The organism is Ruegeria sp. AP11, assembly GCF_056535865.1.
In genome coordinates this window covers 2,033,940-2,053,340 of the sequence record NZ_JBQFJB010000001.1, presented here as the reverse complement: position 1 = coordinate 2,053,340, position 19,401 = coordinate 2,033,940, and the positions used below count along the sequence as shown (strand labels likewise).

Sequence of the window (19,401 nt, the reverse complement as noted above, 5' to 3'; positions counted from 1 at the left end):
AGTTAACCTAACCCTGATGACGAAATCTGTCATCAGGGGATCGTATCCATCACGTGACGCAAGATGGAGATCACCATGCTGACCCTACTCACCTTCCCTTCCGCCTTTGGCCAGTTCAGCGCCAGCCCGTTCTGTGTGAAAACCGCGCTCATGCTGCAACGCTCGGGGCAACGCTGGGCGCGGTCCGACATGCTGGACCCCCGCAAGATGCCGCATCAGAAGCTGCCGGTTCTGCGCACGCCCGAGCGTTTGGTGCCCGACAGCGACCTGATCCGCGACTGGCTTGAGGCGCAGGGGATCGATTTCGACACTGGCCTCAGTGACGTACAAAAGGCGCAGTCCCGCGCGCTGATCCGGCTGGCCGAAGAGCATCTGTATTTCCATATCGTGCAGGACCGCTGGGCCAACGATCAGGTCTGGCCGATCCTGCGGGACACGTTTTTCACCACGATCCCGGCGCTGATCCGCAAGCCCGTTTCAAATTCGATCCGCAAGTCGGTCCTCAAAGGGTTGTCCTTTCAGGGCGTTTCCCGATTTTCACCCGCCGAACGGCAAGACAGGCTGGAGCGCGACCTCGAAGCGATCTCGGCCTATCTGTGGCAATCCCCCTATCTGATGAGCGACGCGCCGACCTCGGCGGATATGAGCGTCGGCCCCATGCTGGCGGCAATGCGCGCCACGCCAGCCGACACCCCGCTGACCCGACGGATCAAACAGGATAAGCTGCTGAACAGCTATGTAGACCGGATGGAGCAGGCGATCCCGCTATGACGCCGTTTGACGACCCCAAAGTGGCCGCCGCCTTTGACGCGCTGCCGGAGGACAGCCGCGCAGGTGCTTTGACCCTGCGCGCGCTCATCTTCGAGACCGCCGCATCCCTGCCCCGCGCCCAACCGCTGAGCGAGGAACTGCGCTGGGGCCAGCCCGCCTATCTGGCACCCAAAGGTTCAACGATCCGGTTGGGCGGCCACAAATCTGCGTCCTTCGCCCTGTTCGTGCACTGCCAGAGCCGCCTGATGGGCGATTTCACCTCGGCCTTTCCGGGTGAGGACCGGATTGACGGAAACCGCGCGGTGCTGTTTGACGACTCTGCGCAGATCGACCCGACCCGTCATGGCTGGCTGATTGCCCGGGCCCTGACCTATCACCTCTGACGGCGCTTACGCTCGATCTTTCGCTTGATCTTGTCCTTCTTGCGCTTGGTGCTGACAGCCTTGCGCCGCGAGCTCCGCTTGGCGGGGCCGCGCCCGCGTGGAAGCGCCTGATCGTCGATGGACAGCAGCTCAAGTTCCAGCCCGCCGGTGACCGGTGTCGCCTCGGTCAGCCGCACGGTGACACGCTGACCGATGGCAATGATCAGGCCCGTGTCCGAGCCCATCAGCGTTCCCGCCTCGCGGTCGAAATGGAAGAATTCCCGCCCCAGAGATCGCACGGGCACCAGCCCATCCGCGCCGGTTTCGTCCATCTTCACGAAGGCGCCAAACCGGGCGATGCCGCTGATCCGGCCCGAGAATTCATTGCCCACCCGCTCGCTGAGATACGCAGCCAGATAGCGGTCGGTGGTGTCACGCTCGGCCATCATCGAGCGGCGCTCCGTATCCGAGATATGGGTGGCGGTTTCCTCCAACCGCGCGATTTCATCCTCGGTCAGCCCGTCCTTGCCCCAGCCATGGGCCGAGATCAGAGCGCGATGCACGATCAGGTCGGCATAGCGCCGGATGGGCGAGGTGAAATGCGCATAGTTTCGCAGCGCCAGACCGAAATGGCCGAAATTTTCGGGGTTGTAATAGGCCTGCGCCATCGACCGCAGGGTGGTCAGGTTGATCAGTTCCGCATCCTCGGTCCCGGCGGCGGCGTTCAGCAGCGCGTTCAGGTGCCGGGTCTGCAACACCTGCCCCTTGGCCAGATTCAGCCCTGCCGCCTGCGCCGTTTCCCGCAGGCTTTCCAGCTTCTCGGGCGCGGGTTCTTCGTGCACGCGGAACAGCAGCGGGCGGCGTTTGGCGATCAAGGTTTCGGCGGCGGCGACATTGGCAAGGATCATGAACTCCTCAATCAGCTTATGCGCATCCAGCCGGTCGCGGAAGGCGACACTGGTCACTTCACCGGTGTCGGACAGCACGATCTTGCGTTCGGGCAGGTCCAACTCCAGCGGCTGCCGCACCGCGCGCGCCTTTTTCAGCGCGGCGTAGGCTGCGTAGAGCGGTTTCAGCACCGTCTCCAGCAAAGGCCCGGTGCGGTCGTTGGGCGTGCCGTTGATGGCCTCCTGCACCTCGGCATAGTTCAGCGACGCGGCAGAGCGCATCAGGCCACGCACAAAACGATGGCCGATCTTGTTGCCCTCTGAGTCGATCTGCATTCGGACAGCGATACAGGCGCGCGGAACGCCTTCGTGCAACGAGCAAAGGTCACCCGACAGACGATCCGGCAGCATCGGCACCACGCGGTCGGGGAAATAGCTGGAATTGCCCCGCTTACGCGCCTCACGGTCCAGTGCGGTGCCGGGCTGTACATAGGCGGCGACATCGGCGATGGCGACCCAGATCACATGGCCGCCAGGGTTCTTGGGATCGTCATCCGCATGAGCATAGCAGGCATCGTCATGATCGCGCGCATCGGACGGGTCGATGGTCAGCAGCGGCATGTCCCGCAGGTCTTCGCGCCCTTTCAGACCAACGGGTTTGGCCTTGTCGGCCTCGTCAATCACCTTGTCGGGGAAGTCGTCGGGGATGCCGTGCTGGTGGATCGCAATCAGCGAGACCGCCTTGGGCGCGGTCGGATCACCCAGCCGTTCGACAATACGCGCGCGCGGCAGGCCCATGCGGTTCTTCGGTCCGGCCTGTTCGGCCTCGACCAGCTCGCCGTCTTTGGCGCCCAGAACGGCCCCGTCCGCGACCAGCCATTCGGTGGACCCGGCCTTGTCGATGGGCACAATCCGCCCGCCCTCGGCCCCTTTGCGGAAGATACCGACGATCTTGCGCGGGTTGGTGCCGATGCGGCGGATCAGGCGGGCCTCGTAATTGTGGTCTTCTTCATGCACCACAGTCAGGCGGGCCAGAATGCGGTCGCCCTCACCCAGCGCAGGATCGCTGGCGCGGGCGACGATCAGGACGGCGGGCTCGACCCCCTCGCCATGCCATTCCAGCGGGCGGGCGAACAGGTCGCCATCGGCGTTCGGCGCCTTCACTTGCAGCACACTGACCGGCGGCAAACGATCCGGGTCACGATAGCTGCGCTTGCGCTTTTCCAGATGTCCTTCGGCCTCAAGTTCCTTAAGGATACGCTTCAGATCAATCCGATCCGCACCCTTGATGCCAAAGGCCTTGGCGATATCGCGTTTCGAGGTCAGGGTGGGGTTCGCCGAGATCCAGTCCAGGACCTCCTGCTTGGTGGGGATGCGAGTCATATCTTCGGCCTAGCATGGGTATGCGACCGCGTCATGACCAAAAAGCGCTCAGGGGGTCAGATCGGCCACTGTGTCAACGTCGCGCAGATGGTCCAGCAGCTCTACGCGGCAACCGGGGATCGAGGCCAGCGTATCGGCCAGTGCATGTTCGGTCGACCAGCGGACTTTTTTGAACAAACCCAACGGCAACGCACCATAGCGCTGCGCGCCGACGAGCCAGTATCCGCCATCCGGCGCTGGACCGAACACCATCTGCGACCGGCCCAGCGAGGTGAAAGCCTGCGCGATATGGCTGCGGGTGATGCCGGGAATATCCGCCCCGATCAGGCAAACCGGCCCTTTCGGCATCCCGCGCAGCATCCTGCCCATGCGGTCGCCCAGATCGCCGCGCCCCTGCGGCGCGCGCGGCAGGTCTGCAGGCCAGATGCGGCTGCTCAACCCCTCGCGATCCGGCGAGACCGCCAGCACGATCTGCCAGCGCGGGTCACGCAAGCGCCGGATCAGGGATCGGGTCTGGTGCCGGAACCACCAGGCCGCGCCGACCATACCGATATCGCGGCCCAGCCGCGTTTTGACACGGCCCGGGCGCGGCTCTTTCACCATGATCACCAAGGTGCGCTGCATGGGTCAGGCAAAATAATCCGTCAGAATGCGGGAATAGATCGCCTTGAGCTGTTCGATCTGCGCCACCTCAACGCATTCATCCACCTGATGCATGGTGCGGCCTACAAGGCCGAATTCAACCACCGGGCAGTGGTTCTTGACGAACCGCGCGTCCGAGGTGCCACCGGTCGTCGACAGTTCAGGCTGCACACCAGTTTCGGCCTCAACCGCCTGTGCCACCAGATCAGACAGAGGGCCCGGCGGGGTCAGAAAGCTTTCGCCCGAGATTTTGATTCTTGTCTCGACCTCGACACCAAACTCTTCGGCCACACGCGCGGCCTCGGCCCTGAGCCACTCGCTCAGGCCCGCGCCGGAATGCAGGTCATTAAAGCGAATGTTGACGGTGCCGCTGCATTGCGCGGGGATGACATTTGTCGCGGCATTCCCGGTATCGATGGTGACGACCGCCAGCGTCGAAGCGTCGAAATGGTCGGTGCCATTGTCCAGTTCGTGACTGGCCAGCCGATCCATCAGCCGCGCCATCGCGGGCAGAGGATTCTTCGCCCGATGCGGATAGGCGGAGTGGCCCTGCACGCCTGTCACCGTGAACCATGCCGTCATCGAACCACGCCGACCAATCTTGATCATTTCGCCCATGCGGTTCGGACAAGTGGGTTCCCCCACCAGACAGACCGACATCTGCTCACCCGCAGCGTCCATGTGATCCAGCAGCGCAGTTGTGCCATCCACCGCGTCGCCTTCTTCATCACCGGTGATGGTCAGGATGATGGCCCCATCCGGCGGCGTATCGCGCACGAAATCTATGGCTGCTGCTGCAAAGGCCGCCACCCCCGATTTCATATCGGTGGTACCGCGGCCATACATCACCCCGTCATGCACTTCGGCCCCGAACGGATGTCTGGTCCATGCCGCTTCGTCCCCCACCGGAACGACATCCGTGTGACCGTTGAACCCAAAGCTTCTGACGTGCCCTTTACGCCCCCACCGCGCGAACAGGTTGCAGACACCGCCGCGATCCACGCGGGTACACTCGAAGCCCGCCACTGACAGGGTTCGGTCCAGCAATTCCAGCGCGCCGCCTTCCTCAGGTGTGACCGATGGGCAACGGATCAGATCTGCGGTCAGCTGAACGGGATCGGTCATGATAGGTCTTTCATCTCTGTAGGCGCCGGTGTTCCTGCACAGATTCAACGAATTGACCGGAATGCCAACCCCGAAGCGGTAAAATCCCCGAACACTCTGGCCGGAAATTGACCATGACACTCTAATAAAACATGGGCCTTGACCCAGCGGCGATCTTGCCGCGCTGCAACATATTACGGTAGAGGGCCGCGAAACAGGTGAATTGACCATGAAACGCGCACTATTCGCATTGATCTGCCTGACTTTCGCCGTCTTCGCGCAGCAGAGCCAGGCCCAGACCCTTACGGTTACCACGGTGACCCGTGCCCCGTTCTCGTTTGTCGAGGATGGCGCGCAGACCGGATTCTCGATGGATCTGCTGGCGGCACTGGCCGAGTCGCTTGGGTGGGAATACTCAACCAACCGGGTTGAGGGGTTCAGCGAAATGCTGGGCGCGGTTCAGGACGGCTCGGCCGATCTCGCGATTGCGAATATCTCGATCACCGCGATGCGCGAGACGAAGATGGATTTCAGCCAGCCGATTTTCGAGGCCGGCCTGCAAATCATGGTGCCGTCCGAGGCAGCACGCAGGCCGTCACTGCTGCAGGCGCTGCTATCGCGCGAACTGTTCATTGCCATCGGGCTGGCTTTTGCGATCCTTCTGGGTGGCGGCATGCTGATGTGGAGCTTCGAGCGCCGCGCACAACCCTATTTTGACCGCAAGCTGAACGAGGCCTGGTTCCCGTCGTTCTGGTGGGCGCTCAACCTCGTGGTCAATGGCGGCTTCGAAGAACGGATGCCGCGCACTCCTTTTGGCCGTCTGCTGGGCGTCGTTCTGGTGGTCTCGTCACTGTTTATCGTGTCGGTCTTCACGGCGCGCATCACTTCGGTCATGACGGTGGATGCTATCACCGGCAGTGTGAATTCGGTGAATGATCTTTATGGCAAAGAGGTTGGCACCATCACTGATTCAACCGCGGCAAGTTTCCTGAACCGGCGCGATATCGAGTTCACCGGCTATCCCGGCCTGCAGGAGATGCTGACGGCCTTTGAGAACGAAGAGTTGAATGCGGTCGTCTTCGATGCCCCGATCCTGTCCTACTATGCTTCGCACGAAGGGCGCCGCATTGCCACAATGACCGGCGGCATCTTTCTGCGCGAAAACTACGGGATCGCCTTCCCGACCGGTTCGCCCCTGGTCGAAGACGTCAACCAGGCGCTGCTGTCACTGCGGGAAGATGGCACCTATGATGAAATCTACCGCAAGTGGTTCGGGTCGCGGAACTAGGCGGTTTCCTCATCTCCGAAGAACGGCGTTATCTGCGCCACGATAACAGCGTTTTCGTCCAGCGCCCGCTGCATCAATGCCCGCTCATCCGGCTCGATATCGTGCCCCTGCGCCTCGCGCTCGGCCAGGGTGCCATAGCCGGTGACATCCAGAGGCGCGGTGTCGGCCTGTTTCAGGATCGCCACCGTCTCGCGTACCGCCTCGGCCTCATCCACTCCGCTGGCAAAGCACATCAATGCCGCCCCGGTCGCGCCTTCGGGCAGCCCGTCGCCATCTTTGCGACCGATCTGAACCAATAGTGTATAGACCTGCTGGCGTGAGGGTTTTTTCAGCTTATTCATGGAAATGGCCTTATCGGTCCACATTTCTTTGGTCAAGTTGATATCCCATTCGAGTAGACACAGTCACTCGAAACCACAACGCGCCGCTTGAATCCAGGACTTAATAAGCGCGAATTGGTCTTCTGGGGCATGTATTGACAACGCATAACTCCCACAGCAAAGATGGCAGAGCACGCTATCATTTTTGCTTTGCTTACATTTACGAAAAGCAATAATTTCGAGTAGTTTATCTTATGAAAAACCACTTGGACTCCGATTGTGCAAATTGACTAACTCTTGAATTCAGTTTGCGAGTATGAGGATTAACAATTGCTGAGAGGGAACTGGCGGACATTTGGAGCAATTTCGGTTCTGGTACTATGCGTTGTTGTCGTAACCGCCCGCGTTCTTCTCGATGCGGATGGTCGATTGTCAGCAGACAGTACCAATTACCTGCGGATTGCTTACGAGATTTCACAAGGAAACTGGGTTTGGCTACCAGACCCGACGCAGGAAAGTGGGGCTCGATCTTATATTGCAACCTGGCCACCAGGGTATCCTTTGGCGGTATCTGCGCTTGTAAAATCACTGTCTGTTGATGCGTTCATGGCCTCGAAACTCGTCTCGCTAATTTGTTTTTTGTCCAGCGCGGCTTTGATTTTCTGGTTTTTTGACGAGCGCGGCGCGCCCATTTCTCTCCTATTGATTAATGCGAGCACACTAACGATCTTCTCATTCAGTTGGAGCGAAGGACCATTTATTCTGGGTTTGTTATTGCTTTCAGTCTCGATGACCCGCGCAATCGAAGATACAAACCCAAGTATTCTGCGCCATTTCGCCATTCCGATTTGCCTCTCAATAATGCTGTTCGAAATAAGATATGTCGGGATATTCGCAGTATGTGTCCTCCTCGCGGCAGCCGCAATTAACATACGTTATTCTCTAAAGTCCTCCCTTCTTCTTTCACTTGCAGCCCTTGTCGCACTGAGCATTTGCATCTTACATCTGCAATTCAACATTTCCGAAACCGGTTTCGCTACCGGCCCAGACAGAATTCCTGCACCCGAAAGTAACGCTGAGCTGGCTTGGGCGCTTATAACGTCGTTACGCGATGAGCTGCTGCTTCCAATGACTACAAACTATTACGGCCGCTTATTCTGGATCGGCGTTGGACTTCAGTGTGTCTTGTTCCTTTGGGTCACTATTGTTTATCTGAAGCTTCCAGAAGAACCCGGAACCGGTTTCAGATCTGGTTTGGCCAGCGGGTTCTTATTGGTCGGTCTGGGGTATTTGGCTGCAATAGTTTTTCTACGCTGGCGGACCCATTTTGATTCGTTTAGTTATCGGCTGCTCAATCCCGGCGTTTTGTTGCTATATATTTTCGTATTGAATTTCTTGCTGCAAAAGAGACCAGGTATCTTGAACCCCGTGTTTCTCTCATTGTGCCTTCTTGGGCTTTTCTCTAGCGGATGGGTTGCTCGCGAGGCTTTGTGGCAGGCCAACGATCCAGGCTACTTTGCACAGACCAAAGCTCGATTGGAAAGGTACAGCGACATTGCTCCAGGCACTGTAGTCGCCTTCGGGGATCGACACATGCGCTATTTAAGGCCCGACCTGTTTGTTGTAGAGCCCAAGTTCACGCCCTACTATGAGGCGAGTGAGACTTGGGGCGACTTTGTGAATAGACTAACCCCTGGCTTGCCTATTGTGATTGATGCCATCGACACGCATCCTTGGCTAGGATATGATCCACGGATTTTGGATTTTCTGAACGCTCAAGAACAAGGCGCCCTGATCCCGGTCGACGGAGCGATCGAAGCAGAGCTTCGCTAACGAGAGGCCAAACAAGAATATCGTTGTCAATTTGATCGTGACTGATTGACAGAAAAAGCTACTTTCAGACGTCAATCAAGATTGAGTTCGGGCTCAAGAGAAATACCAAAACGAAACAGACCGCGACAACGCTCATCGCGGTCCGTTTCTATTTGACAAGACCATGACGATCAGTCGCGCAGCAGTTCGTTGATGCCGGTCTTCGAGCGGGTTTTTTCGTCGACCCGTTTCACGATGACTGCGCAGTACAGGCTGACATTGTTCTTCGACGGCATCGAACCGGCGACCACCACCGAATAGGGCGGGACCTCGCCGTACATGACCTCGCCGGTTTCCCGGTCGACGATCTTGGTGGACTTGCCGATGAACACGCCCATGCCCAGAACCGAACCTTCGCGGACGATACAGCCCTCGACCACTTCGGAACGGGCGCCGATAAAGCAGTTGTCTTCGATGATGGTCGGGCCAGCCTGCATCGGCTCGAGCACGCCGCCGATACCGACGCCGCCCGACAGATGTACGTTCTTGCCGATCTGTGCACAGGATCCGACAGTGGCCCAGGTGTCGACCATGGTGCCTTCATCGACATATGCGCCAAGGTTCACGAAGGACGGCATCAGCACAACACCCGGCGCAATATAGGCAGATTTGCGGACCACACAGTTCGGCACGGCGCGGAACCCGGCCGAACGCCACTGGTTTTCGCCCCAACCGGCGAACTTGCTGTCGACCTTGTCCCACCAGCCACCGGCCTGCGGGCCGCCATTGTGGATCTCCATACCCTTGATACGGAAGCCCAGCAGAACCGCTTTCTTGGCCCACTGGTTCACATGCCAGTCACCGCTCTCCAGCTTCTCGGCCACGCGCAGCGACCCGCTGTCCAGTGCGTTCAGCGTATCTTCGATCGCTTCGCGCGTCTCGCCGGTGGTGGCGGGAGTGATGGTGTCGCGCGCCTCCCAGGCGGCTTCGATGGCGGCTTCGAGCTGCGCGTTGGACATAGGTGGGCTCCTTGCAGAATCTGTTCACGTATGTCTGGCCTATACGCAAGTGGACCACGCGGCGCAATGCGACGTGGAACGCACCATATGCGCCCGATTATGGCCGTGTCAGGCACTCAATGGTGCCGGAGAGATGTTTCCGCCGCAAATCAGCACCGCCACACGCTCGTCCGGTTCCGGCGTGTATGCCCCCGACCTGAGCGCCGCCAGTGCGGTTGCACCTGCCGGCTCCACCAGAATCCGGTGCGATTGCCACAACGCTTTCTGAGCGCTGGCAATGGCCTCGTCGGTGACAAGCACCGATGTCATACCCTGCGCCAGTTCAAAACAGATCGACCCGATCCGCCGCGCGCCCAGCGCGTTGGCTGCAATGCCCGAGACGGTGACGTCCACCGGCGCGCCCGCCTGCAAGGCTGCGTTCAACGCGCAGGAGGTTTCCGGCTCGACCGCCACGATCTTACGCGCGCCCTGCAACCAGGCCAGCGCGCCCGCGATCAGGCCGCCCCCGCCCACGGCAATCAGAACGGTATCGGCCTGAAGGCCTTGTGCCTCCCATTCGGCAAAACAGGTGCCCTGCCCGGCCACGGTTGCGGGCGCGTCATAGGCGTGGATCTGCATCGCCCCGGTTTCCGTCTCATGCGCCTGCGCACCCATCAATGCGTTTGCGTATTCGCCGGACACAACGCTCAGATCCGCACCCGTCTGTTCAATCAGGGCAATTTTCGACGGGCCCGCCAGTTCGGGCACAAATATCTTGGCCGGATAGCCCAGAGTTTGCGCCGCATAGGCGGCAGCGGCCCCATGGTTGCCACCGGATGCAGCCACAACGCCCGCATCGGGCACATCCATACTTAGCAACGTATTGAACGCCCCGCGCGCCTTGAAGCTGCCAGTGTGCTGCATATGCTCCAGCTTCATCTCAATCGGATAGCCCAGCATATGGCTTTCCATCACCGGTGTAACTTGCGCGTATCCTGCGATGCGATCCCGCGCTGCGGATATTTCACTCTTCCAATCCATTCTTGTTCTTCCGTGACTGGCACTCTGCCCGCGAACCCTATAGCTGTTTCATGAACACGCAAGCAGGGATCGATCACCGATGAGAGAAGACCGCCACAGCCCGTTCCGCGACGCGCAGACCGACCGCTCGACAGCAAGCGAGGTTCCGGACACGCCGCAGACGCGCTCACCCGCCTATCGCCTTGCCTTTGCCGATGACGAATTCCTCTGCCGGGATGAGCTGCGCCCGGTGCGCCTGCAACTTGAATTGCTGAAACCCGAGATGATCATGACCGAGCGTGAGATCACCTCGACCATCGTCATGTTCGGCGGCGCGCGTATCCCGGAACCGGCGCAGAAACACACTGCGCGCACGGAAACGCTGGCCGGGCTGTCCGAATATTATGACGAGGCGCGCGAGTTCGCCCGCTTGATGACCGAGAAATCGAACCAGACCGGATGCCGCGAAAACGTGATCGTCACCGGCGGCGGCCCCGGTGTGATGGAGGCCGGCAACCGGGGGGCGCAGGATGCGGGTGGCTGTTCCATCGGCCTGAACATCGTGCTGCCGCACGAACAGGCACCGAACGAATATGTCACCCCCGAGCTCAGCTTCAATTTCCACTATTTTGCCATCCGCAAGATGCATTTCCTGATGCGCGCCCGCGCCATCACCATCTTTCCCGGCGGGTTCGGCACGATGGACGAACTGTTCGAATCCCTCACCCTGATCCAGACCGGTCGCATGGATCGCGTGCCGTTCCTGCTGTTCGGGCGCGCGTTCTGGGAAAAGGTCATCAACTGGGAGGCGCTGGCGGATGCGGGCACCATCTCGGACGAGGATCTGGACCTGTTCCGCTTTGTCGACACAGCGCAAGAGGCGGTCGATATCATCGAGAACTGGGAACCTGCCCCCCCGCGCGACGAAATTCCGGGGCGCTGACTCATGGTGGTCAAAACCGGAGAGATGCTTCACCTGCGCGGCAATGCGCTGGATAAGGGCGAGCCGGTGGCATTGCCGCTGACACAAAGCAGCATGTACCACTTGCCGGGTGCGCCGGATGGGCACGCCACCTATGGCCGCGTCGACAATCCGACCTGGGTGCATCTGGAACATGTGCTGTCGCATCTGGAAGACGCGCCCTGCCTCAGCTTTCCGTCAGGCATGGCGGCCATCTCGGCGGCACTGTTTGCTACTGTGCAGGCCGGGTCGCGCCTGCTGATCCCGTCAGATGGATACTACGTGACCCGCTTGCTGGCGGATCGGTTCCTGTCACGTCTGGGCGTGGTGGTCGAAGAACGCCCGACCACTGGATTCGCCGAGGGTGGATTTGACAGGTTCGACGTGGTGTTTGTCGAAAGCCCCTCGAACCCCGGGCTGGACATGATCGACCTGAAGACGGTGGCTGAACAGGTCCGTGCTGCTGGCGGCATCACGATTGCCGACAACACGACGCTGACCCCGTTGGGCCAGCGCCCGCTGGATCTGGGCATCGACGTTGTGGTGTCGTCGGACACCAAAGCGATGGGCGGACATTCCGACATGCTGATGGGCCATGTGGCCAGCCGCAATACAGCGATCATGGAGCGGGTCGAGGAATGGCGGAAAGTTTCCGGCGCGATCCCCGGCCCGCATGAGGCGTGGCTGCTGCATCGCGGGCTGGAAACGCTGGATGTCCGGTTCGACCGTATGTGTACCTCTGCGCAGGTGCTGGCGGAACGGTTGGCTGCGCATCCCGCCGTGCGTCAGGTGCGCTATCCCGGTCTGCCAGACGATCCATCGCATGCGCTGGCCAAGGCGCAGACCGCGCGGTTCGGGTTCCTGCTGTCACTGACGCTGGACAATGAAGACAAGGCCGAGGCCTTCATCAACACCTGCCCCCTTCTGCGCCCCGCCACGTCCTTCGGCGGCGTCCACAGCTCGGCCGAGCGGCGCGCGCGCTGGGGCGACGCTGTTGATCCTGCTTTCATTCGCCTGTCGGTCGGCTGCGAACCGGTCGAGGAACTGTGGCAGGCGATCGAGACCAGCCTGAATGCGTTATGATTTCTTTTTGGGTTCGCGCAGTTCGGTAAATACATAGATCGGCAGCACGATGCTGGCGATCAACGCGCCCAGCCACACCAGCAACGTTGCGGCCAGCAGGTTCGAGATGCCGCCAACCGTCAGCCCCGCGGTGATCAGATCGGTCACAAGCAGGCCGACAAAGGTGACGATCAGCGCGATACCGCCCTTCAGCGCCGGGGCTTTCTTTTCCCCCAGTTTCAGGATTAGCGGCTCTGCCACCACCTGAACCAGGGTGAAGACAATCACCACGACGATGAATGAGATCGGCTTGATCGCGAAGCCCGCCAGCAGCAGCGAGGCCAGCAGCAACCCGATGGCATTCCCGGCCAGCAGGGCGAGGATGGACTTTATTCTGCGCGACATGAGGTGATCTCCGGCAAATAATAGTTCGAAACATGCAGATATTAGCAGGGCAATCGTATTTTGCGAGGCAATTCAGCGCCGCTTGCGTTTTGACCTGTTGAAATCACATGATAAAATACCTTCATCAAGATCAGCCCCACCCATATCCACGAGAGGTGAGATGAGCGACGATCCCTATTCCATTCTCGGTGTCGCCAAAGATGCCAGCGCTGCCGATATCAAGAAAGCCTATCGGCGCATCGCCAAGGACTGTCACCCGGACCTGAAACCGGGCGACGCCGAGGCCGAAGCCAGGTTCAAGGCCGCAGCGGCTGCTTATGACCTGCTGAAAGACCCGGACAAGCGCACACGCTATGACAATGGCGAGATCGATGCCTCGGGGCAGGAACGCCCGCAGCAACAGTTTTACCGCGATTATGCCGAGGCTGCCGGGAACCCCTATCGCGGGCGTCAGGAGGACCCCGATGACATGTCCGACATCTTCGCCGAGTTCATGCGCGGGCGCGGTGGCTTTGGCGGCCAGCGCACCCAGGAGTTTCATGCGCCGGGACACAACCTGAACTATTCTCTGCAGATCAGTTTTCTGGATGCGGTGTTCGGGGCCAGCCAGAAGCTGACTCTGCCGGATGGGGACCGGATTGAGGTCAAGATCCCCGCCGGCATCACCGATGGCCAGACCATCCGGCTGCGCGGCAAAGGCGCGCCGGGCTATGGCGAAGGTCCTGCGGGTGACGCCCTGGTGACGGTCTCGGTCGCGAAACACCCGGTGTTTGACCGTCAGGGCGACGACATCCATATCACACTGCCCATCACCATTGACGAGGCCATTCTGGGCGGCAAGGTCCCCGCCCCCACCATCGACGGCGGCGTCAACGTTTCCGTGCCTGCGGGCACAAGCAGCGGCAAGACCCTGCGCCTGCGCGGCAAGGGTGTGAAGAAACGCGGCTCAGGCGAACGCGGGGATCAGTTGATCGAACTGACCGTTGCCCTGCCCGACACGGTGGATGATGACCTGAAGCAATTCATGGAAACATGGCGCGAAACGCATCGCTATGATCCGCGGAAAGGAATGCCGTCATGACCCTGAGCGAGAAGCAGCTGATTGAAACCGTCACCCGCCTGACCTCGGACCGGCTGACCGAATATCTGGCGGCCGAGATCGTGATCCCCGAGCAATCGGATCAGGGGCTGGTCTATCACAGCATCGATGTTGCCCGGCTGGAACTGGCCTGCGAGTTGCACGAGCAATACGAGATGGAGGCGGATGCGCTGTCGATGATGATGTCTCTGATCGATCAGATGCACGGGCTGCGCGCCGAGCTGCGCGAGGTGCTGAACGCGGTCGAAGCGCAGCCAGAACCGGTCCGCCAGCAACTGGTCGAAATCATCGGGACAGCGCGGTTCCAGCGTCGCTAAACAAAACTGGACAACGAGTTCTGACCCTCACTGATCGACGCGGTACTCCTCGGGGACATAGAAGGTGTAATCCCGGTCTGCGACGGCTTCGTGGCATTCATGACAATAGGCCATTGCCGCTGCGCGATTGCCCATCGTGTCACCAAAGAGCGACCCATCCGGCATCACCATGATATAGCGCCAATCCGCGGTCTCCGGGTTCGCGCCCTCAGGCAGCTTCTCCATCACGAACAAAGCGCCGGGATGAACCGCGCCTTCGTCTGTCACCGTCACGCTGTCCTTGGCCAGAACCGATCCTGCCGGCAGCAGGTCACCCTCCTGCATCGTGCCATAGTTGTGGGCCATGCGATTGGCATAGCTGTTCACATAGCGCTGTCCATGCGTGGCCGAGATATATGGCGCGTCGTTGAACAACGGCCAGCTTTGATAATTGCGGATCAGATCAAGCTGTGCCGCCGCATAACCGCGCGCCATGCGGCGGGTCAGGGACCGGTAATGTGCCTGCGCCTCGGATTTTGACAGATCAGCAGGATTCTCAATCGCCAAATGCGCCTCTTGATCCGTGCTCTGCGCCAATGCGCCAGTCGTCAGTACGGACACCAGGAACGCTGTGCCAATAAGGTACTCGAACTTCTCAAACATTTTTCATGGCCCATCCGATAAACGGTTATGCCTGAACGCTGCGCTAAGCTTTGTAATAAAAGTTAGCGCGGTCACGTCAACTTACCATGAGCCGGGTCATGGGCTCACCGTCTTGTGTGTATTGGTGAGCATCCATCCCCGCCAGTACAGAGACAATCATACCAAATCAGGGCGCAATGTTCACATTAAATCTGAAAAATCAGCCCAATCCGGCCTCGGATTCAATTTGCTTGCGCGATTTACGGGCACGCTCGGTGGCCGATTTCAACTGACCACAGGCGGCCATGATATCCTCGCCCCGCGTCTTGCGGATGGGCGAGGCATAGCCCGCCTGATAAATGATGTTCGCAAACGCCCGGATACGATTGTTCGAGCTGCGCTTATACGGCGCGCCGGGCCATTCGTTGAACGGGATCAGGTTGATCTTGGCCGGGATATTGTGGCGCTTGATGTGGTCAATCAGACGATGCGCGTCTTCATCGCTGTCGTTCACGCCATCCAGCATCACATATTCAAAGGTGATACGCTCGGAATTCGAGACATTGGGATAGCTGGCCAGCGCCTGCAACAGCTCCTCGATATTCCAGCGCTTGTTGATCGGCACCAGAACGTCGCGGGTTTCATCAGTGGTGGCGTGGAACGAGATCGCCAGCAGACAGCCGATTTCCTCGGCCGTGCGCGCAATCTCCGGCACCACGCCCGAGGTCGACAGGGTGATCCGGCGGCGCGACAGGGAAATACCTTCGGGGTCCATGGCGATCTTCATCGCATCGCGGACGTTTTCGAAATTGTAAAGCGGCTCGCCCATGCCCATCAGAACGATATTCGACAGCAGCCGGGTTTCGTCCTTGGGCGCGCCAGGGGTGGGCCATTCGTCAAGATCATCGCGCGCCATCATCACCTGACCGACGATTTCCGCCGCCGTCAGGTTGCGCACCAACTTCTGCGTTCCGGTGTGGCAGAACGAACAGGTCAGCGTACACCCCACCTGAGACGAGATGCACAGCGTGCCGCGATCCTCTTCAGGGATATAGACAACCTCGACCTCATGTCCGCCCGCGATGCGGCACAGATATTTGCGGGTGCCGTCCTCGGATACCTGACGTGTCACCACCTCGGGGATTTCGATGACGAAATGCTCGGCCAGTTGCGCGCGATAGGCTTTGGCCAGATTGGTCATCTCGGCAAAATCGCGCACGCCCCATTGATAGATCCACTGCCAGATCTGCCCGGTGCGCATCTTGGCCTGCTTCTCTGGCGTGCCATGTTCGATCAGAACCTCCCGCAGGCGATCGCGGGACAGGCCGACAAGATTCACCTTCCCCTCGGGCAGTTTGCGGGGGATGGTCATGACGTCTTGAGTGATCGGCGCTTTCGGCGACATTGGCGTATCTCGGTGGATTCTGGCTTGGGATGCGCCTCTATATAGGAACGTGCGCAAAGATCAAAAGAATTCGTGCGTCAATTCGCAAAGCGCAGCAATTCGTCAACACGTGCCCGGCCCAGATCGACCCGACAGGCCGTGATGGCGATACCCGTGCCCGACCCACCCCCGAACGAAGCACCCACGGCATCGCATTGCATGTCCCGATAGGTAGCCCATGCATTCTGCGCTGCTTCCAGCGCTGGCTGCGCGACGACGCGCCCGGTGACCTCATCCAATTCCGTCACCGCCTGCATCGCAAGGGCATAGCTGCTGTCCACTGCAGCATTCACGCGCTCTTCCATCTCCGAGACACAGGACCCGATTTCGACCTGAGACCCCGCATCCGTGCATTCCATCGTCGGGTCTGCCATCGCGGCAAAGGGAAACAGGATCAGGATCCAGCGCATTGGGTGACCTCTCTGGTGGCGGCTACAACTCATCACTGCCTAACACAGAGCGCGGATCAGAACAAAAACGACCGCAGGAGACCAGTTCCCCTGCGGCCTTGTCAGATCAATTCACTGCGGGTGGGATATAGCAATCCTCTGCATCCAGCGTTTTTACCGGGTCTTCCGGCGCGCATTGCTCACCCGTGATCGGATAGGTGTCCGATCCCTTTTCGCAGCCAGCCAACAGCGCTGATGCCACCAAAAGCGCGGCGAGGTAGGGTCTCAAGGTCATTGTGCTCTCCCACGGTACTGTCTGAACCAAAGAGTTCAGAAAACGCGGCGCGTGGCTTTGATCCGGATCAAGATATCCGCCCCGACGTGGCGTAAACCCCCAAGAAAGAACACAAACGCAAAACCCCGCCATGCGGCGGGGTCATGAGATCACTTCCGAATGTCGCTTAGTTCGTGCAGCGCGTTTCGGCGTCTTCGATGGCCGCCGTAAAGCCCAGCAGCGAGAACGTGTCTTTGGTCTGCGTTCCGCGTTCCGAACGGGCGGTCAGCACCGCCTCGCTGCCGCGTTTCATCGCGGTGACGATCTTGGCATCGTCAGATGCGGTCGCAGGCCATGCCCATTCGCCATCGGTGAACAGCTCAAACTCACTGCCATCGACAACCAGATTGACGGTTGATCCAGGGGCAAAAGGATAGCCACCGGTAAAGGTAACCTGACCTTTAACCTCTGCGTTGGGGCGATAGAACACGAACAGCAATATATCGCTGCGCCGCACCGACACGACTCGTCCGCCGCGCGTGTTCACCGTTTCCTTGGGCGCCGAAACGCTCCAGCATTCGGTGGGGTCTTCTTCGACGAAAACGCTCCAATCGGTTTTCGCTGCAACACGGTTGGTGCTTGTTGCCTGCTGCGCAACCGCCGTTGTCGCCATCCCTGCCATACACAGGCCCGCAATCACGCGGACGAGCTTTGATCCCATCTTTCCAGCCTCCTGGCCCGACCTATACCTCATACCCATCGGAATCGGCTCGCGAGCTCTGCCCGGCTCGTCCTTGATCAGTTGCGTATCCCGATGATTGTCGACATACACACACTAACGCAGGTTTCGCCACAGGCGAAAGGGCGATTGGCAGTTTTTTGCGCATGAATCGGAGGCCCTGGATGACACAACCGATAGCGATGACAGAGCTGTGGCGCGGGCCGCTGTTGGAAAGCCTGCATCTGGGGCACGCGGTGGTCTGTGATGGCAGCGGTCAGATCGTGCAGAGCTGGGGCGATCCGCAGACGGTGATCTATCCCCGGTCCTCAGCCAAGATGATCCAGGCACTGCCCCTGATCACCTCGGGCGCCGCCGCGAAATACGGCCTGACATCCGAGCATCTGGCGCTTGCCTGCGCCTCGCACAACGGTGCGCATATCCATACGGATCGGGTGAGTGCCTGGCTGGATCACCTTGGCCTGACCGAGCCCGATCTGCGCTGCGGCCCGCAGGAGCCGCAGGATATGGCTGCGCGCGACGGATTGATTTTGGCGGATGATACCCCGTGTCAAATTCACAATAACTGTTCCGGCAAACACTGCGGCTTCCTAACGGTCGCCCAGCATATGGGCGCCGGACCGGAATATCTTGAGATCGACCACCCGGTTCAACAGGCATGCCTGTCGGCCTTCGAAGAGACCACGGGCGAGACCAGCCCTTGCTATGGGATCGACGGATGCTCGGCCCCGAACTTTGCCACGTCTCTGGTGGGTCTGGCGCGATCGATGGCGTGGTTCGCCTCGGCGGCGGATCGGTCGGACCGGGCCAGTGATGCGGCGCAGCAGTTGACGGCCGCGATGATGAAACACCCTGAACTGGTCGCCGGAGAGACCCGCGCCTGCACCGAGATGATGCGTGCCATGAATGGCCGCGCCGCGATCAAAACCGGGGCCGAGGCCGTCTTCGTGGCCATCATCCCCGAAAAACGCATGGGCATCGCGCTGAAGATCACCGATGGCACCACCCGCGCCAGCGAATGCGCGATTGCCGCCCTTCTGGTCAGCCTGGGTGTGCTGGAGGCCGATCACCCGGCCACCCGCAAATTCCTGAACGCCACGCAATACAGCCGACGCGGGCTGGAATGTGGCGTGATCAAGCCCGCGCCGGGCTTTCCCGGCTAAGGTTTACATTTCGATCTCATGCACCTCGGCCACCTCGACCGAGCCTGATCCGTTAACCACCATCGGGCAGCCCTTGGCCATCTCGGTCGCGGCATCAATGCTGTCGGCCTTGATCACCGTAAAGCCCGATGCCGGGTTCGCGCCGCCATTGTCAGCCACGCCGCCGGAACTGACCGTATAGGACTGGCCCACCGGATTGCCGGGGATGTCCAGCGCTGGGCCCATGTCCTGAAACCAGGCCCCCCAGGCGGCCATCGTGGCTTCGATCTCGGCGGGGTCCGTTGGGGTATGTCCCCCGTGATAGACAAACAAATATTGGGGCATATCGCTCCTCCCTGAT

The 19,401-nt window shown here is 60.0% G+C and carries 22 protein-coding genes; 9 read left to right on the top strand and 13 right to left on the bottom strand.

Features of this window, described 5'->3' with window-relative positions; genetic code table 11:
- Positions 1-75: 75 nt before the first annotated feature.
- Both ACR3E4_RS10420 and ACR3E4_RS10415 read left to right on the top strand, forming a co-directional pair.
- Complete coding sequence (locus tag ACR3E4_RS10420; protein WP_480534435.1) at positions 76-771, top strand: glutathione S-transferase family protein; 696 nt, start codon at positions 76-78, stop codon at positions 769-771.
- Positions 768-1,154 carry a DUF1801 domain-containing protein gene (locus tag ACR3E4_RS10415; protein ID WP_480534437.1) on the top strand — a complete coding sequence of 129 codons (387 nt, stop codon included), beginning with the start codon at positions 768-770 and terminating at the stop codon, positions 1,152-1,154. Before ACR3E4_RS10420 ends, ACR3E4_RS10415 begins: the two co-directional genes overlap by 4 nt.
- On the opposite strand, the gene rnr is transcribed toward ACR3E4_RS10415, so the two are convergent.
- The 3 genes from rnr to dapE are packed head-to-tail and all read right to left on the bottom strand — an operon-like array spanning position 1,145 to position 5,170.
- The gene (gene rnr, locus ACR3E4_RS10410; RefSeq protein ID WP_480534439.1) at positions 1,145-3,403 is read right to left on the bottom strand and encodes a ribonuclease R; all 2,259 of its coding nucleotides are present in this window, start codon (positions 3,401-3,403) and stop codon (positions 1,145-1,147) included. The two genes, ACR3E4_RS10415 and rnr, sit on opposite strands and share 10 nt — an antisense overlap.
- Positions 3,404-3,451: 48 nt before the next feature.
- Entirely contained in the window at positions 3,452-4,027 is a 576-nt protein-coding gene (locus tag ACR3E4_RS10405) for a TIGR04282 family arsenosugar biosynthesis glycosyltransferase (protein ID WP_480534441.1), read from the bottom strand.
- Positions 4,028-4,030: 3 nt separating this feature from the next.
- Entirely contained in the window at positions 4,031-5,170 is a 1,140-nt protein-coding gene (gene dapE, locus ACR3E4_RS10400; protein ID WP_480534443.1) for a succinyl-diaminopimelate desuccinylase, read from the bottom strand.
- Between the two features lie 208 nt (positions 5,171-5,378).
- On the opposite strand from dapE, the gene ACR3E4_RS10395 reads away from it, so the two are divergent.
- Positions 5,379-6,437 (top strand): transporter substrate-binding domain-containing protein, encoded by a 1,059-nt coding sequence (locus ACR3E4_RS10395; RefSeq protein ID WP_480534445.1) that lies wholly within the window; start codon positions 5,379-5,381, stop codon positions 6,435-6,437.
- Here the strand turns inward: ACR3E4_RS10395 and ACR3E4_RS10390 are convergent.
- Positions 6,434-6,778 carry a hypothetical protein gene (locus ACR3E4_RS10390; RefSeq protein ID WP_480534447.1) on the bottom strand — a complete coding sequence of 115 codons (345 nt, stop codon included), beginning with the start codon at positions 6,776-6,778 and terminating at the stop codon, positions 6,434-6,436. The genes ACR3E4_RS10395 and ACR3E4_RS10390 overlap by 4 nt on opposite strands.
- Positions 6,779-7,087: 309 nt before the next feature.
- On the opposite strand from ACR3E4_RS10390, the gene ACR3E4_RS10385 reads away from it, so the two are divergent.
- Positions 7,088-8,590, top strand: a complete 1,503-nt coding sequence (locus ACR3E4_RS10385) for a hypothetical protein (protein WP_480534449.1) — start codon at positions 7,088-7,090, stop codon at positions 8,588-8,590.
- A gap of 170 nt (positions 8,591-8,760) precedes the next feature.
- Here the strand turns inward: ACR3E4_RS10385 and dapD are convergent, their stop codons facing one another.
- A complete protein-coding gene (dapD, locus tag ACR3E4_RS10380) occupies positions 8,761-9,588 on the bottom strand; it encodes a 2,3,4,5-tetrahydropyridine-2,6-dicarboxylate N-succinyltransferase (RefSeq protein WP_480534451.1) in 828 nt (275 codons plus the stop codon).
- Positions 9,589-9,696: 108 nt separating this feature from the next.
- Complete coding sequence (locus tag ACR3E4_RS10375) at positions 9,697-10,608, bottom strand: threonine/serine dehydratase (protein WP_480534453.1); 912 nt, start codon at positions 10,606-10,608, stop codon at positions 9,697-9,699.
- A gap of 79 nt (positions 10,609-10,687) precedes the next feature.
- Between ACR3E4_RS10375 and ACR3E4_RS10370 the strand changes: the two genes are divergently transcribed.
- Both ACR3E4_RS10370 and ACR3E4_RS10365 read left to right on the top strand, forming a co-directional pair.
- Positions 10,688-11,530, top strand: a complete 843-nt coding sequence (locus ACR3E4_RS10370) for an LOG family protein (protein ID WP_480534455.1) — start codon at positions 10,688-10,690, stop codon at positions 11,528-11,530.
- Positions 11,531-11,533: 3 nt separating this feature from the next.
- Positions 11,534-12,631 (top strand): cystathionine gamma-lyase, encoded by a 1,098-nt coding sequence (locus ACR3E4_RS10365; protein ID WP_480534457.1) that lies wholly within the window; start codon positions 11,534-11,536, stop codon positions 12,629-12,631.
- Here ACR3E4_RS10365 and ACR3E4_RS10360 read toward each other — a convergent pair.
- A complete protein-coding gene (locus tag ACR3E4_RS10360; RefSeq protein ID WP_480534459.1) occupies positions 12,626-13,015 on the bottom strand; it encodes a hypothetical protein in 390 nt (129 codons plus the stop codon). The genes ACR3E4_RS10365 and ACR3E4_RS10360 overlap by 6 nt on opposite strands.
- A gap of 160 nt (positions 13,016-13,175) precedes the next feature.
- Between ACR3E4_RS10360 and ACR3E4_RS10355 the strand changes: the two genes are divergently transcribed.
- A complete protein-coding gene (locus ACR3E4_RS10355) occupies positions 13,176-14,096 on the top strand; it encodes a DnaJ C-terminal domain-containing protein (RefSeq protein WP_480534461.1) in 921 nt (306 codons plus the stop codon).
- Positions 14,093-14,431: a hypothetical protein gene (locus tag ACR3E4_RS10350; RefSeq protein ID WP_480534463.1), complete on the top strand. Its 339-nt coding sequence runs from the start codon at positions 14,093-14,095 to the stop codon at positions 14,429-14,431. Before ACR3E4_RS10355 ends, ACR3E4_RS10350 begins: the two co-directional genes overlap by 4 nt.
- A gap of 27 nt (positions 14,432-14,458) precedes the next feature.
- Here ACR3E4_RS10350 and ACR3E4_RS10345 read toward each other — a convergent pair whose 3' ends face one another.
- From ACR3E4_RS10345 to ACR3E4_RS10325, 5 genes are all read right to left on the bottom strand, one after another.
- Entirely contained in the window at positions 14,459-15,073 is a 615-nt protein-coding gene (locus ACR3E4_RS10345; protein ID WP_480534465.1) for a cytochrome P460 family protein, read from the bottom strand.
- A gap of 199 nt (positions 15,074-15,272) precedes the next feature.
- Positions 15,273-16,457 (bottom strand): dual-specificity RNA methyltransferase RlmN, encoded by a 1,185-nt coding sequence (gene rlmN, locus ACR3E4_RS10340; protein ID WP_480534467.1) that lies wholly within the window; start codon positions 16,455-16,457, stop codon positions 15,273-15,275.
- A gap of 77 nt (positions 16,458-16,534) precedes the next feature.
- On the bottom strand, positions 16,535-16,906 hold the full coding sequence (locus ACR3E4_RS10335; RefSeq protein WP_480534469.1) for a lysozyme inhibitor LprI family protein: 372 nt from the start codon (positions 16,904-16,906) through the stop codon (positions 16,535-16,537).
- A gap of 106 nt (positions 16,907-17,012) precedes the next feature.
- A complete protein-coding gene (locus ACR3E4_RS10330) occupies positions 17,013-17,180 on the bottom strand; it encodes a hypothetical protein (protein ID WP_480534471.1) in 168 nt (55 codons plus the stop codon).
- A gap of 166 nt (positions 17,181-17,346) precedes the next feature.
- Positions 17,347-17,880 carry an invasion associated locus B family protein gene (locus ACR3E4_RS10325; RefSeq protein ID WP_480534473.1) on the bottom strand — a complete coding sequence of 178 codons (534 nt, stop codon included), beginning with the start codon at positions 17,878-17,880 and terminating at the stop codon, positions 17,347-17,349.
- Between the two features lie 182 nt (positions 17,881-18,062).
- Between ACR3E4_RS10325 and ACR3E4_RS10320 the strand changes: the two genes are divergently transcribed.
- Positions 18,063-19,061: an asparaginase gene (locus tag ACR3E4_RS10320; protein WP_480534475.1), complete on the top strand. Its 999-nt coding sequence runs from the start codon at positions 18,063-18,065 to the stop codon at positions 19,059-19,061.
- Positions 19,062-19,064: 3 nt separating this feature from the next.
- On the opposite strand, the gene ACR3E4_RS10315 is transcribed toward ACR3E4_RS10320, so the two are convergent.
- On the bottom strand, positions 19,065-19,385 hold the full coding sequence (locus tag ACR3E4_RS10315) for a YciI family protein (RefSeq protein ID WP_480534476.1): 321 nt from the start codon (positions 19,383-19,385) through the stop codon (positions 19,065-19,067).
- Between the last annotated feature and the right edge of the window lie 16 nt (positions 19,386-19,401).